We start from the raw sequence: 15354 nt of genomic DNA on the forward strand, positions 1-15354 counted from the left end.
TGCGTTTCCCTGACCGCAGGCTTCCTCTCCTCCATACGCGATTCCGGGCATCCATAGGTTATACCCTGTTAATTGTTGTCTTCTCTTGAAATGCTGCCAAATACGAATTTTGGTGAATATGATTAGTGCCGTTAACTCCGCTGCCATCTCTTAGCCGCCCAAACATTCCTTGACAGGAATATTCTTAATACGGTATATTCAAATCAAGATTAACTACGCTTATTCCAAACAAACCCGCATCAAAGCATTCGAACCTGACGAAACTTAGCATATTAGGCGCTATCATTTAAAACAAGGAGGATTTCACATGACGCAAAACAGTCCAGCAAGCAGTCTCACGACCAAAGCAGGAGAACGCGAATTTTCGGTGGAGCGCATGTTCAATGCGCCAAGGGAGCTCGTATTCCAAGCGTTTACGCAACCCGAGCACCTTTCGCGCTGGTGGGCGCCGGGCGGTTATACGATTCCGGTTTGCAACATCGACCTTCGCCCGGGCGGAGTATGGCATTACAGCATGAGATCGCCTCAAGGCGACGAGCATTGGGTCAAAGCCATATATCGCGAAATCGTCGCGCCGGAGCGTATCGTTTACACATGTACATTCGCGGATGAGCACGCCAACCCGACCGACGATATTCCCGAGCAGCTCGCAACGATGACGTTCGCCGAATACGAGGGCCGGACCAAGCTCAATATTGTCTTCCAGTTCAAAACGGCGAAGGAACTCAAAGAAACGCTCGATATGGGCATGATCGCAGGCCTTACCGAAACGTTGAACAGCCTGGACGGCCTTCTTGCGGGAATCTCAGCCGGCAATGTTCCTTTGGATTAGATCCGCGTACCGCTGGGACTGGGTCAACTTCCTGCTGAACTACTATTATCCTTTCGCAGCTCGGCGCAGCCGCAAAAGCAGGCCGTTGCCTGGCCGTACAATAAAGACCGTCCGGCAAGCTTTCCGGACGGTCTTTATTGTGCACAATCGCAAAATCAGTGCCTGAATTTGGACGCTTAAGCGGGCTTCTTAATTCAAAAACAGAAGGAAGAGATGAAGATATGACGGAGCGAATGAGGCTCCTTAGACACCTACATTCATTCAACCACCCTACAGGAATAAAACGGCTTGAGCCGTTCGCTCATCGCACCCATCGCCAGGCCGGAGACGATTTCCGCGACCGTCCAGCCCGATTCGATGACCCACGGGCCCCAGCCGGTGTCTTTGGGCAAGCCGAATACTTCCATCAACTCGACGTCAAAAGCGCGCGCCCAGCCGCCATGCAGCTGCTTGTTGCCGCTGCGAAGCTGCGCGGATATCATAAACTTCGCCAGGTCCCGCCATAGCTCCATGAAATAATCGTCGCCAGTAACAAAGTAAGCCTGCATAAAGCCGATCGGCAGCCAGTTGACGGAATAGAGAAAATCCGCGATCGGATCGCCGTTGTTCGTCAGTAAAGAGCATTCCTCGGTGTCGTTTTTGACGCTGCGGTTTGCTTGATATCCGGTGTCCCATTCCAGATAAGCGCCGGAGGAATGGCGAACCCGCTGCAAATCCTTCGTGACCCGGTACAGCCACTCTTTATGCTCATCGTCATTCGTAACCCAATACAACCAGGCTAGCGGCAGGATAAGCCGGCACATCTCCTGGGTTTCGCTATGCTCCCTCCTCGTATTCGGGTAGGCGTCCATTATCGTTCGCATGCCTTTGACAGCCGTTTCCTTAAACAGCTCGATTCCCGTCAATTGATAGCCAAGCAGCAACGAAGCCAAATAATAACCGTTGTAATGGCCGCTCGGAAAATTCCCCGGCTCCGAAGCCAGCCTTCGTATTTCCGCTTCCGTCAGATACATATTATTCGTGCGGCCGATGCGCGTACCGTCGGTTCCCGTCGTCGAGACCAGAAAATGGAGTGCATCCGTACATTCAGCCAAATAATCATCGCTGCCGGTGTACAGGCATTTGAGCAGCTGCGGAATCAGCACCCTTGCCGCGTCATCCTGGTAACAGATCCCCCATTGCCAGCCCGACCAGCGCAGCATGCCTTTGAGCCGTGCTTCTTCTTTCTCCTGCAAAACATCAAAGCATACCGAAATAAGCCGGTCCGAAACGAGCTTGCTATTGGGGTCGCCGGTCAACAAATAATGCATGAAATAGGCCATCGACACCTCACCGGTGCAATCGTTGCGAACATCCGTCAATACGCGCTGCTTCCCATCGGGATAAATCTCCGTGGCGATCCCTTCCATGATTCCTTCTCTGCCCTCATCGATGAGCAGTCCCGCTTCGCGGAACCAGGAGACGCCCTGCTGGATCGATTCCCGCAATCTCGCTTCAAAGCTGTCTTCCCCGGCAAACGCGCGAGTGCTGTACGCATCCTCAATGAAGCCGCTAATCGTCACTCGTTCATCATAAAGCCAGCTCACGATGTAATCGGCAAGCCCCTTCCATTTTGTCAATGGCGAAAAACGGGCTTTGACAAAATTGCATAGGCGAATCGTGCAGACCATCAGGCGATCATTGTTTTCCAGCCACAGCGCACGATAGGTGGAGTCCTCGTACAGCTCCGGACTAACCGGAATGCGGCGATGCGCATCCTTTCGGATATATTGCAGAACAGGACGATATTCAGGATGAGCGGAAGGATAACTTCGCAAAGCTGTATTGCACTGGTCATCCAGCAAGTCCCCTTGACTCAGCCCGAACTCCCCGCCGTCCTCCCCGCAAAATACAAGGCGATCGAAGCGGGTAGGCGTCGGCGGGCCATAATAACTCAACCCGACGGCGCTGCAGTACTCAATAAAAACTTTCTTGCCCCGCTTGATTTGCGCTTCAATGCTCGCCCGGCTTCGCGGTTGCAGCATCAGCGGCTTTTCTTGCGTGCCGCCAAGAACGGCGATCGCATCGAAAGCGTCCAGATCGACCAATGTCAAGTGCTCCGGCTTGATGATCCGGGTTCCAGGGATCGCTTTTTGCAACAGCTCGGACAGGTCGCTTTTATTTTCGGTTATTATCGCAATCTTCTTATTATTCATCGAATGTAAAGATACCTCTTTTCGTATTTTTTCGGCATTTTCAGTCTCGTTTCCTATATATCGCAAAAAGCAAGAGCCAACCGCCGCAAGTCCGGAAAGAGCTGCAGCGGCTGACTCTTTTTCCATTAATCGCTTAAACTTCCGATCAAATACTCGATATCGGCAAGCAGCTTGCCCGCAAAATCCGCATCGATTTTTTTGCCGGTTTGCGCCTTTACTTCGTTTATGAGCGCCTGATAAGGTTGACGCTTATTCTGCCCTCTTTCCAGCTTGTTCCGGATATGTTCCACCTTCGACATCAAGCTGTTCAGGATGCCATGATGCGTGATCCAGCCTTGGTCTGCCGCATATCGCAGCATATCGTCCAAATGTTCCTCATCCATCTCCGTACGAAGCGTGAACGTCCGCACCGTTATGTTCCCCGCATGGTCGGCAGCAGTGACAACAAGCGGATGATCGCCGATCGCTAAAGTCAGGGGATTAACCAAGACAGGCAGAGAAACTGCCTCCCCGTCCAGCGTCGCCGCTACCGAAGCCACGCCGCTAAGCGAGTCCGTAACGTAAAACGGGATGTTCGCCGTGTCGGAACGATAGACGCTAATCGTAACGGAGTCGCTTCCCGCTGCAGGGGACTCCACCACAGGCCCGGTACGGTCGATCCTCATTTGCGCCGACTTTACCTGTTCCCGGTTGCCAGCGGCATCAACGCTGTAGTAACGAATTTCGTACACGCCGTCTTCGTTCAGTTCCACCGCTGCGCCTCGTGTTTCCGCTCCTCCATTAACGCTGAAGAACGTATCGGCTACGCCGCTTCCCGCATCACTCGCCGTCAAGGTAACCGTTTGAGCCGAAGCTTGCCAGCCGCTCACAGCATTATCTGTCGTCACCGGAGCCACCGAATCCAGCCTGAACGGATTGGAAGTTACAACAGCTTGGTTTCCTTCAAGGTCCCCCGCTCGAACGTGGAGATACATTTCGCCTTCCATACCCGACAGGGAAACAATGTCCCCGTTCATAAAAGTAAGCCAGCCGCTTATCGGCGGTTGAGCGCTATCCGACCATACATACTCCAGCGATGACGGATCAACGCCGCTGCCTTGATCCATGACGGTGACTGCCGTAGAAACCGAAGTCTCCGACGATGTATTGCCGTTAACGCTGAACGAAACAAGGGGCGGTGTTCTATCTTTGCTGAACGTAGTTGCGAGGCCGGCAGACGATGTAATCATCCATTCGCCGTTATCGGCGCGCTTGACAGCCGCATAAGGAATCAGCTTCCATTCCTCGCCTCCTGCAAAAGGAAATCCTTCGGTTCCATTGTACGTGTAAAACCGGGTTTTCCCTCCTTCTATCTTCACATCAAGCACGGGATATGCCGTCCAATCGGAGCCCTTCTTCACGAGCACATGGCTTCCCTTCCAACGTTCCCCTCCCGGAACCGTCTCTGTTGCCGAGAATCCGTTGGCGAAAGCTTCCGATACGAATCCTTGTTTCTCTTCACTTTCCCCGATGCTGATTCCATCGCCGTCATGCTCCAACAGGCCTGCTCCCGCCAGAACCATTTGCGCCGCCTCGCCGCTCCCATCGCCTTTCCCGTAAGAAATAACGCCATATCGGCCGCTGAATGTAACCGTTTTGTCGGATACGTTATCCGTGAACTCCCACGACTGCTGCGATAAACCCGTTGCCCCAATCACGATGTCCCGCCAGCCGTCACCGCTGATCTGCAAGCCTACAGGCTGTTGAAGACCTCCTGCTGAACCGGGAACGGACACCGATTCGCTCCGTACAACCAGAGGCTCCACGCTCCGGATGCCCGCTGCGCCCTGGTAAGATTCGAATACACTGGCAAACATATTTCCTCCCGGAGTATTGCTGCGGTTCCGGACCAGATAGGGCAGCTTTGCGCCAACATCAAGACTGCCGCGCTGCCCCCAACCGTCACCTATATATACTTTTTCATTTGGCGAAGGGATGTGCCATGTTTTCGTACGGGCGGTACCGCCCGCGTTTTTCCAGTCAGTCGTCCAGACCCCGGACGCGACGCCGCTGCTCACTTCCTCAAGCCGATAAGCGCCGACAGCCCCTGCGCCGGCCGGCTGCAACTCGATATCGTCGACAATAAAGTCCGTTGTCGAGGCGTGCAGCATGTAATCATGCGAGCTGCCTCCGCGAACGCGAAAGAAGTCCACCACGTATTCCGGCTTCCAATCCGTTTTTTGTAGCTGCATGAGCGTTCTGGCGTATACATCCGTTTCCGCATAGGCGCGCGAGCTTGCTTCCGCTATAACGACCGGCTCGGTACCCTCGTACAGCCCAATGCTTCCGCCTCTGCCGGTCGTCGTTTGATCCTTTTGGTTGACTACAACCAGATTGTGAGCAGCCGAGCGGGATGTCATCGCTTTATCGGGACTATCCCACAAATAACCGAGGTCCGAAAGCGCTTCGCCGTCATTCGCCCAATAACTGAAGTCCAGACTATCCAAATGACGGTGGCCGCCCCATTCGCTTGCATTCAATATGGCGGCACTCCCCATTCCGTTCTCTCCTCCGCGCAGGAAGGCCAGCTTCCACTGCGGGAACAATAAGCTGTTTAGCCGGATCGGATCGGCTTCGCTTGTGTTTTCCATCTGGTAAACAAGATTTTCCGCGCCCTTCAGTTCAAAACCGCCGTGTTCCATCAAGCTGAACAAGGAAGGAATCCCCGTTCTTTTGGCACCGATTGCCAGCATCGTACTCGTCGGTTTGCTCGTTGTATACGAATCCCCCAAAGCCGGGTAATTCATGGATGGCAGGAGGGAATCACCGAGCGTTCTAAATACCATGCGATAATCAGACCGGTTATACACGGAAAAATGGTCCAATCGCTGCTGGCCTGCCTCCGGCAAATACCCTTCCGGATCCGAGTACCCGTTCAAAATCTCACCCAGCTGCCAGAGGTAGCCAATTGCCTGCAGACCATAGGTGGGGGACTCGGAGGGAGATCCATCCGCCTTATACCAGTCGCTTAACAGCTTATTAAATCCATTAAGGCCAAAATGGACAAGAACAGGCTCCGATACGGCTGCCCCGATCGCGGCGGCCGCCGTTTGATTCGAAATAGACTTGTTGTTTGTTGCGGGGTCCGCTATTAATAATGTCGCCCCTTCCAGCAAGATGTCCCGTTCAATACGCAGCCGCTCTTCGTCGGTTAACACCCACTCACCGGACGCTTTGGCATTTGCGATCATATCGTAGGAGCTTGCCACAGGAAGCAGAAACGACCCTTCCAGTCCGTCTCCCCTTGCTCGGCCCGCCATCCAATAGCCCGAATGGAGCGTGCGGTCCGGCGTATTGCCCGGAGGAGTCAGTTCGTTCTTGTTAAGCCTGCTAATGGTGGAAGCCGCATATTTCGGGTCGATATCCGCTATTTCTCCGAATCCGGAATGAAGCAGCCAATGCGGATACACTTCCGCAAACCGCAACAAAATTTTTTTGGCCTGCATGGCATAGTTCAAATCGCCTGTCAGTTTATAGAGAATTGCGATTCTATGCAGCTGAAAGGACATATACTTTACCTTTTTCGCGCGGATATAGGAGGTAAAGCTGGGGCTTAATTGAAATCCCAAATACTCGTAGGATTCCCTGTTGTAATAGGTGAATTTCTGTTCCACCCCTCCCCAATGCGCGACCATCTCTCCTTCCTCGGGATACTGCTCGTTAGGAAAAGCAACCCCGCCGCAGTATATTCGATCAGGATCTGCCGGATTCCAGGTCCATAGGCCATGCGGGAACCCCGCTGCCGGTTCGCTTGGGCAAGGCGTGAACAAATCGGCTATAGGCGTCGTAGCCGGGATCATATTGTTGATTTCCGTCATTCCGTAACCCATGGTGAGCGCTACATCGTTTTTCATCGCTTCAATCTGGCTGTCGGCGAAAGCCCGAAATTCGCTGTCGGCTGCATAACGCGCTTGGTAAGCATCCCAATCGGCTTCTTTGTACAACACCTTGGAGCCTTCCCTGTCTCCGCGTACGCCGGGATTAATCCAGTTGGGAAACAGCTCTTCAAGCGTGGCCGGTTGTTTCGGCTCGCTGGCCGGCGACATCAGCATGGTCCAGCGGGCCAGGTCAATGCCGTCGTCAAACGTTTCATTCATTTGCAATTCATCGTTGTAATATAAGGAAACGTTATCCATGGATACATTCCCCGCACTGCCGACGGTCGAAAAGCTATTTGCGAGAAATGGATTCGTATACGTAGTTTTATCGCCAAATCCTTTACCGATTATCAGATGGGTTGGGGGAGTGGCTTCCGGTGACGCTCCTGTCTTCAACAATGACAATGCAGTCCCTTTTACTCCCCCCCACAGCTGGATTACCTCTTGTTCCCATACGATTCGAACCCGATAGGTTTGGCCCAGCGGTGCGGTCCCTGTATATCCGCCGAAAGCCGCTGTCGGCTGCAAATAAAATTTGCTGTTAGAGGATATGCCTACGGATGCCCATTTTGACTGCCCCCAATAGAGAAACAAGGAGGGGGCCCATGAACTCCCGGGATTGCTCACAGGCGTAATATCCGCTTCCGCCACGATCTTGCGAAGATTGCCGTTATAGCTTAAAGGGGTCACAAGCAAGTCGTGAGCGTTAGCAGGTCCCCTGAAGGAGAGCTGTCCTTCATCCAGATGCAAATTCGGGTCAAACGCCGCTGCCGCTGTCAGCGAACGGATTGGCAGCAAATTGGCGAAGCACGAACAAAACAACAGTAAACTTAACCAAAATCCCGTCCATCTCCCCATTTTTCTTACGGCTATCATCTATGCACTCCCCCTTCCAAATAGATTGGAACTGATTGCAATCGGTAAGTTTATCCCTTGACCGCGCCCACGAACTGGCCTTTAATGAAATATTTTTGCAAGAACGGGTAGACGATAATAATGGGCAGCGTAGTCAACATAAGGGCAGCCATTCTCAAGTTGTCCGGATGGATCCCTTGTACGCCGGGCGGGTTGACGTCCATATCTTCCAACCGCGCGTTTGCCAAAATGCCTCTTAATTGAAATTGCAAGGTCCACATCGTTTTATCCTTGATGTACAGAAGCACGCCAAACCATTCATTCCAATAAGCGACCGCGCTGAATATAATAAAGGCCATCGTCATCGGAAGCACCAGGGGCAGAACGACTCGGAACAACAAAGAAAACTCCCCGGCTCCGTCGATTTCCGCCGCCTCCATAATCTCTTTCGGAAGCTGGTCGATCACATTTTTGTACACAATAATATAGAAAGGACTGATTAGACTAGGCAGGATAAGCGCCCAATACGTGTTGCCCAAACCAAGATTGTTGACCAGCAGGAAGGACGGAATTAACCCTCCGCTGAAAAACATCGTAATGAGAATGTAGGTCATCAACACTTTTTTTCCCACAAACCGTTTGTGAGAAAGCGCATAGGCACAGCATAATGAAATCGTAACGCTCAGGATCGTATTGACAATGGTCAGTCCAACCGTATTAATCAGGGAGCGCAGAAACGTGTAATTGTATGCCAATTTCGCATAAGCGTCCAATTGAAAATCCACCGGCCACAAGCTGATCCGCCCCTGGGAAACGGCCGCATAGCTGCTAAAGGAAATGGCCAAGGCGTTAATGAACGGGACCAGAATCGAAATGGAAAACACGATAAAAAACATATAGTTCAGCGTTTGAAAAACGGTTCGTCCCGGGCTTGCGTAATGCATGTCGACTGACACCTACTTTTATCTTTTAGTACATGCCCAGACCCATCCATTTTTTCGACAATCGATTCGAAGCGACCAGAAGGATGAAGCCCAGGATGCTTTGCGCCAAATTGATTGCGGTCGTAAAGCTGTACTGGGAAAGCTCCACGCCGGTCCTGTATATATAGGTACTGATGACATCCGATACATCGTATACCAGCGGATTTTGCATCAGGAACACACGCTCAAACCCGATGCCAAAAATATGCGCCAGCTTCAACAAAAACAGCAAAACAATCATCGGCATCAAATGCGGAATCGTAATATGAATGGCTTGCTTCCAGCGGTTGGCTCCGTCCATCCACGCCGCCTCGTACAGGGCCCCGTCGATCCCCGCGATGACAGCAAAATACAAGATTGCCGACCACCCCACATTTTTCCAAATGTCCGATGCTACCAAGATTCCTCTGAATATGCCCGGCTCCGTCATGAAAAATATAGGTTCTATGCCGAACCAGCCCAATATCGCATTGACCATTCCGGTGGACGGCGACAAGATTTGATAAAATATTCCCGATACAACAACCCATGACAAAAAATGCGGCAAATACGAAATGGTCTGCATCGTTTTCTTGAACGTTTTTTGATACAGTTCATTGGCCAACAGGGCAAACAAAATCGGCGCCGTGAACCCGAACACAATATCATAAAAGTTGATCAATAACGTGTTTTTCATGATGGCCCAGAACTTGTCATCCGTAAGGAAGTATGAAAAATGCTTGAACCCTACCCAATCGCTGCCCAAGATTCCTTTGTAGATGGAGTAATCCTGGAAGGCGATAATAATGCCATACATGGGGATATAGTTGAATACAAACAGCAAAATTACCGTCGGAGCCGCCAAAAGGTAAAGCGACAGGAGCGCCCGAAGGCGGGTCCTGTCTTTATGGCTCTTTACCGTTCGGACTCGTTCGTGCTCCTTCGTCATGTCAGCCTGCGACAATGCGTGCACCTCCCGATAAATCCGTCCGACTCTTTACCATCCTGCTTTTTTGAAGCCGTTCTTGAGCAGCTGTTCTTTGTTTGCATCGAGGAACTTTTGCATCGGATCGTATTTGAACGAACGGTATTTCGTTTCCCATTTGCCAATCTCGGCATCCAACTGCTCCATCGTAATCCGTCCCATAATCGCTTCCGTTGTAAACTTGTTGATCGCTTGCATGATTTCCGCGTTTTTCTTCTGCACATCTTCCGGATCGGTATAACCCGGCATTTTATCCAAACCGATTTCTCCCGCTGCTTTGCCGATCGTCTTCACATCGTTCGAGAGCTGCGTGTACACCTCTTTGCTCAACTGGGCCTCGTAGTTGGCGCTTTGCGCATCCTGACCGTCGGTATAGCCGAAAACGAATGCATATTGACGCTTCCAGATATGATCCTCCGCGCTCATCTTTGCCGGATTGGCTGCCCGCTTCCCGTCTTTTACCGTATACGTTTCGCCCTCGTTCCCCCAGAATATCGCATCCTTCAATTTCTCGTTGGCAAATGCCTCGATCACTCTGAAAGCGCGGTCCGGATCTTTCGTTTTGGACGATATATATAACCCGTGAGCGGTTATGGGCGCTCCAAGTCCCGTTATGGCATATTTCCGGTCTTTGAGAACGTCAGGATATTTCGTCAAAGGAGGCGCAATGGACCATACCTGGGTTCGTTGCGCAGGCGTCGCTTTCTCCGAAGTCATCTGGATTTGATAATTCAGAATTTGATCCGCGCTGTTCCATTGCATGACCACATTTTTGTCAGACAGCTTGGGAAACCATTTCGCGCTGTCGGTAACCGCAAATTCAGGGTCCAAAATGCCTTCGTCGTAAAGCCCCTTTAACACTTTAACCGCTTCCTTGAACTCAGGCGTCGACACATTCGGGATGATCTTGCCCTGATCGATCCGGTAACCGTACGGCAAGGCTCCGTACATTCCGAAGATGACGCCTCCGCCGTAGTAGAACATATTATCGCCGGCCACGCGGAACGACATCGGAATCGAGGATGGATCCTCCTTCTTCACCTTTCGCATAAGCTCGATCCATTCTTCTACGGAAGCCGGGTATTTGCCGCCGTTGTACTTTTGCACCAGATCATAGCGAACCATCAGCCCTTCGCCTTGAGGCCCTTTGTCGTATGCCATAGGGATTCGGAAATATTTGCCGGAAACGGGATCCTTCGCGAGCTCCATCATTTGGGGAGTAATGACTTTTTGCAAGGCAGGCGAATTGTCGTAATACTTCTTCAGATCGATGAACGCGCCATCGCGAGCGGCTGCCATCGCCCCGTCGGGAACCGTGGAATGTACAATATCCGGCAGTTGACCGGAAGCCAGCAGCAGATTATGCTTCGTCACGTATTCGTTATAGGGCGGAACATCAAACTCAAGGTCGACGTTGGCCGAATCCTCGACGATTTTGATAACGGGATTGTCGCTCAGATTAATGTTGGTAGGCATAGGCATTCCCGCTATATTGTAAAACATTTTCAGCTTGACCCGTTCTTCGTTTTGTTTCGGAGTCGCTTGACCGTCCGATGGCGAGGTTGTCGCACCCGCCGCGCCGTCTTTGGAGTTGGAGCAACCGGCAAAAATAGAACCTGTCAACGCAGTAGCAACCAGCAAAGAGACCGCCTTTTTTGTTTTGTTCATCCACGTTCATTCCTTTTCATCGTTTTTTGTGTCTGTAACAGCGCTTCCATTCTAATTCCGCATCTCTCCCCTTTATTGTGCGATTGCTTAGATCATAGCAAGGCGGCTGCAAAATGTATTGTTCCAACCCTGCCGAAACATTGTGCAATTATTATTCTTTTGTGCGGCTGCATAAGGATAAACGGCTACGCCGTCCTTTAAGGACAGGCGCGTTTACCAAGGTTTAGAGCCGCTTCCACGATTTGCTTTCCGAGACTTGCACACAAAAACGCCGCTGCCTTCGAAACGAAGGAGCGGCGTCGATTTCATACCTGTCCGATTATCAAATGCTCGTTATGGCTGCTTGTTCTTGGTATATTGCGACGGAGAAAGACCTGTGGCTTTTCTGAATGCCCGGCTGAACGTATGGATGGAAGCGAAGTTCATAATCGTTGCGACTTCCGTAATGCTATAGTTCCCTTCCCGAAGAAGCTCAATCGCTTTTTGCCATTTTTTGGTCGTTATATAATGGTGAATCGTGTACCCGGTTTCTTTGGCAAACAAATGGGACAGATGCGTCAAACTGTAGCCGAATCGCTCGGCTACTTCTTTACTGTCGGAGATTTGCAGCAAATTTTCATCGATATACGTGATGGCCGAATAGACGATCTTTTTCGAAGCGTTATTCAATCCGTCCCTCGGATAGGCCGCTTCCCAATTCGTAAAGAAGTTGCGATAGGTAAGCACCACAATTTGCTCCACATAACTCTGCAGCATTCGACTTGAGAACTCGGTGACATTGCTCAATTCCTTGAGGGCGTTAACAAATGGAGTATGAATGTGAAACCGGTCTCTGCAAGACGATCCTTGTCTGTTATCCATCATCATCTGCCGAATCCGCCAATAAGGATTATGGTCCTCTCTCTCATCATCAATAAAATCAAAGCCAAGATATAAAAAACGATAAGGGTCTTTGGTATCCGCTCTTCCTTGATGAATTTCATCGGGTCTGCCAATATAGATGTCCCCCGCTTCCAAGCGGGTAGAAATCCCATCGGTCGTGAACGAGCCTTTGCCGGTAACGATGTAAGAAATCTCGAAGCAAATTTGTTTATGCGGGAGCAATTCGAAATCCGGATCACAGCTCAAATCGCCAATTTGAATTAAAGATAGAGGACCCAAACGAATAGGCTCGCGCAAATACGCACAATCCACCTGATACCGGCGCGAACCCGGAAGAATGATGAATCTGGGTGTATCGACCAACCTAGTAACCTCCTGTGATGTTATGCGCATCAGAAATCGCAAGCGCTTCCAAAATGTGCTAAACTTTCGCTTACCCACGTGACAATTGTTCAGGTTGCACATATTCGACTATTCGACAATTTTCTGTCCTTTCCTTTTTTCCGCCCCATATTTGTTGATGACTTAGAAACTTTCTTGATGAACGAATTGTCGCCCTCGACAAGGAGGCTGCACAAAAAGAGCGGGTTATCTTTTCGATAACCTGCTCTTGTTCTTGATTTTTGGGCCAACGCCTTAACTTAATGACATTGGCACGGCGGCTGGCTCCTTTTCAGGAGGCCCCTGGAACGGTTCATCACCATTCCAGGGATCGGATCCCGGACAGCTGAACAGATCTAACGCCGGCTCGCCTTCATGCGTCAAACCGCATGAATCGAGGGCCAGTCCAGCTCTACGCCGGCTTCCGTCAATACTTTCTGGAAGTCGTGCAGCAGCGTTTCGTTATGCCGCACCTCTCGTGGGGAGCAGCCGCGCTCCAGGCAGAAGGCAGCCAGGAAGCCCGCCGCCTCCCCGATATTCCATTCGACCGGGTGCAGTCTGTAGCAGCCGTTCGTAATGTGCGTGGTGCCGATGTTTTTGCATGCCGGCAGCAGATTGTTCACCCGTACGGGCAGCAGGCTCCCAAGCGGGATATGGAAAGGCAGGCTCGAAACATCGACGTAGGTGCGCAGAGCGGTGCTCGGATGCAGGTCGATCCGGTAACAGCCGATCCCGACCGAGTCCGGGTAACGCTCCGATTTGCAGTCCGGCCGCAGCGCAGGGCTGAGATGCTGCTCGACGACCGTCAGCTCCGCGCGGATTCTGCGGGACTCGCGGATATACGGGCTCTTGGCCAGGCCGTCTTCCGTCCCGACCATGTCGCCGCGCAGCCGCAATCCTTTGTAGCCGGCCCCGCCGTCCGGACGCGGCGCCTCCGTCTGCATCCAATAAAGCAAGGACAAGCTCAGCTGCTTCGCGCTTTCCAAATGACGGGCCCGTTCCTCCGGCGATACGTCGATAATCGGCCCGAGCCAATAATCGTTCGCAGGCCAGTTCACGATCGTCGAGTCGCTGTCGAATGTCCCCTCGACAAAATTCGACTTATCGATGACCCTTCTGTAGTTCCAGAGGGAGAACGACTTGCCGTCCGGGAAAAAGCTGTAGCGGACCGGCTCCAGCGTATGCGGCACTAGCCCGCTCCAGCTGAGCTGCATATCCGGCCAAAAATCGGCCTTGTACTGCCGCCAAAAATCGTATTCCGCCGGCTTCGCGATCGTAAAATCCTCGCCCTCGATATAATCGACGGCGAAGCACCAGGTGAACGCTTGCATATCCGTCAGGTCGGCTTCCCCTTCGAGCGCATGAGGCTCGCCGGTTTGCGCGACCGATTCGGAGCCCGTCACATACTCGACACCTGCCATCGGGAGCACATCGCTCTCATCCGTAGCATCGAGGAAATATGGCGCCGTCAGCACGATCCGCTCTCCGGTATCCGAATGCCGCACGGTAACGGAACGGACGCTGTCTCCTTCCGTCTCCGCTTCCTCCGCCTTACAGTTGGTCAAAATAAGCAGCTTCCCGTTGTGCACGTAAGGCGCAAGCATGTCCTGCAGCACGGCGAGCGCCGCGCGCGGCTCATGGGAGATGCGGCTGACATTCGCGGTGCCCGGGTTCAGATAGAGGGTCGACCGCGCTTTGGCCGTCAAGGGAAAATTATTCCTGTAATAGCCGCGGACCCGGCTGCGAAATTCCCGGTAGCTTGCCGTGCTGCCGAATCGCTCGATCCAAGGATGCTCGTCGGGCGGCACCGCCTGGCTGGTAAGCTGACCGCCGATCCAATCGGTCTCCTCCGTCAAAATTACAGTCTTGCCCATCTTGGCGGCAGACAGCGCAGCTGCGCAGCCCCCCGTGCTTCCTCCGACAATAACGACATCCGCATGTCTATGCTTACTCATCGCCATTCTCCTTTCCGTTATGAAGCAAATCATCCGCTGCCGCCTCCTGCAAGGAAGGCGCACGGTCGTACAACAGCAATGCGGGTACATTCGGCACATATTCCGCATCGTTGAGGTAAATCAAGCGTACGGTGCCATCCCATCGAAGGCGCCGATCATCTCCGCATACAACGTTCCGCCCGCCTTCACATAATGCCACAGCTTATCCAAAACCCCGGCGGATAATGCCGTTTCCGTCTCTATACTCCCCGAACCGATAATGACGATCGCTTCATATCGATCAAGCTGACAATCTGCCAGCTGCGAAATTCCGAACATATCGGCTCCGTCCACAATCCTGCGCTCCATCGCGTTTGCAGCAAATACCACATATGACATGATGTTTCCTCCATCATCTTTCCCCGCTCCGGCTCTGCGCGCCCAAAGCTCGAAACATGACATTTTCTCCGGATCATCGATCGCGAATATATGCACCGAGCGCAGCTCCCGGGCGATGCGGGGCGATGCGTGCATGCGGTCATCCGCCGCATGTTTCCATCGGGATTCGATGTACCTGTTGCGTCCTCATTGTATCATGCGCCTGTTTGCGGGTAATCGTCGCGATTCGCTGCATTGGTTGTCTCGATTTGTTGATGAAAGTAAAAATAAGTAATAAATACTTCTATATGGATGTCTGTTCGGCGGGTCATTCATGCTGAAGTTCACGCCCGCAAGATCGTTGC

Annotated in this window: 10 protein-coding genes; 1 reads left to right on the forward strand and 9 read right to left on the reverse strand. The window is 52.1% G+C overall.

Features of this window, described 5'->3' with window-relative positions; genetic code table 11:
* Positions 1-307 precede the first annotated feature (307 nt).
* Positions 308-832, forward strand: a complete 525-nt coding sequence (locus DQG23_RS35415) for an SRPBCC family protein (RefSeq protein WP_113035774.1) — start codon at positions 308-310, stop codon at positions 830-832.
* Positions 833-1089: 257 nt separating this feature from the next.
* Here the strand turns inward: DQG23_RS35415 and DQG23_RS35420 are convergent, their stop codons facing one another.
* From DQG23_RS35420 to DQG23_RS35455, 9 genes are all read right to left on the reverse strand, one after another.
* Positions 1090-3027 carry a hypothetical protein gene (locus DQG23_RS35420; protein ID WP_146762448.1) on the reverse strand — a complete coding sequence of 646 codons (1938 nt, stop codon included), beginning with the start codon at positions 3025-3027 and terminating at the stop codon, positions 1090-1092.
* Between the two features lie 125 nt (positions 3028-3152).
* Complete coding sequence (locus tag DQG23_RS35425) at positions 3153-7820, reverse strand: OmpL47-type beta-barrel domain-containing protein (RefSeq protein WP_113035776.1); 4668 nt, start codon at positions 7818-7820, stop codon at positions 3153-3155.
* 50 nt (positions 7821-7870) lie between these two features.
* The gene (locus tag DQG23_RS35430; protein ID WP_113035777.1) at positions 7871-8743 is read right to left on the reverse strand and encodes a carbohydrate ABC transporter permease; all 873 of its coding nucleotides are present in this window, start codon (positions 8741-8743) and stop codon (positions 7871-7873) included.
* A gap of 25 nt (positions 8744-8768) precedes the next feature.
* On the reverse strand, positions 8769-9725 hold the full coding sequence (locus tag DQG23_RS35435; protein WP_238178188.1) for an ABC transporter permease: 957 nt from the start codon (positions 9723-9725) through the stop codon (positions 8769-8771).
* A 33-nt stretch (positions 9726-9758) separates the two neighbouring features.
* Positions 9759-11414, reverse strand: coding sequence for an extracellular solute-binding protein (locus tag DQG23_RS35440; protein WP_113035778.1), 1656 nt, complete (start codon positions 11412-11414; stop codon positions 9759-9761).
* Between the two features lie 333 nt (positions 11415-11747).
* Positions 11748-12659 carry a helix-turn-helix domain-containing protein gene (locus tag DQG23_RS35445; protein ID WP_158560869.1) on the reverse strand — a complete coding sequence of 304 codons (912 nt, stop codon included), beginning with the start codon at positions 12657-12659 and terminating at the stop codon, positions 11748-11750.
* Between the two features lie 398 nt (positions 12660-13057).
* Complete coding sequence (locus tag DQG23_RS35450) at positions 13058-14632, reverse strand: FAD-dependent oxidoreductase (RefSeq protein WP_113035780.1); 1575 nt, start codon at positions 14630-14632, stop codon at positions 13058-13060.
* On the reverse strand, positions 14625-14756 hold the full coding sequence (locus DQG23_RS43540; RefSeq protein ID WP_272949089.1) for a hypothetical protein: 132 nt from the start codon (positions 14754-14756) through the stop codon (positions 14625-14627). The genes DQG23_RS35450 and DQG23_RS43540 overlap by 8 nt, the downstream gene beginning before the upstream one ends.
* Positions 14753-15145 (reverse strand): hypothetical protein, encoded by a 393-nt coding sequence (locus tag DQG23_RS35455; RefSeq protein ID WP_113035781.1) that lies wholly within the window; start codon positions 15143-15145, stop codon positions 14753-14755. The genes DQG23_RS43540 and DQG23_RS35455 overlap by 4 nt, the downstream gene beginning before the upstream one ends.
* Positions 15146-15354: the final 209 nt, after the last annotated feature.

The sequence above is a fragment of the Paenibacillus contaminans genome, assembly GCF_003285015.1.
GTDB classification, from domain to species: Bacteria; Bacillota; Bacilli; order Paenibacillales; family NBRC-103111; genus Paenibacillus_V; species Paenibacillus_V contaminans.

Coding starts and splice junctions, on each gene's coding strand:
- DQG23_RS35455 (WP_113035781.1), bottom strand. CDS start 15,145: ATGCACGCATCGCCCCGCATCGCCCGGGAGCTGCGCTCGGTGCATATA.
- DQG23_RS35420 (WP_146762448.1), bottom strand. CDS start 3,027: ATGAATAATAAGAAGATTGCGATAATAACCGAAAATAAAAGCGACCTG.
- DQG23_RS35430 (WP_113035777.1), bottom strand. CDS start 8,743: ATGCATTACGCAAGCCCGGGACGAACCGTTTTTCAAACGCTGAACTAT.
- DQG23_RS35440 (WP_113035778.1), bottom strand. CDS start 11,414: ATGAACAAAACAAAAAAGGCGGTCTCTTTGCTGGTTGCTACTGCGTTG.
- DQG23_RS35425 (WP_113035776.1), bottom strand. CDS start 7,820: ATGATAGCCGTAAGAAAAATGGGGAGATGGACGGGATTTTGGTTAAGT.
- DQG23_RS35415 (WP_113035774.1), top strand. CDS start 308: ATGACGCAAAACAGTCCAGCAAGCAGTCTCACGACCAAAGCAGGAGAA.
- DQG23_RS35450 (WP_113035780.1), bottom strand. CDS start 14,632: ATGAGTAAGCATAGACATGCGGATGTCGTTATTGTCGGAGGAAGCACG.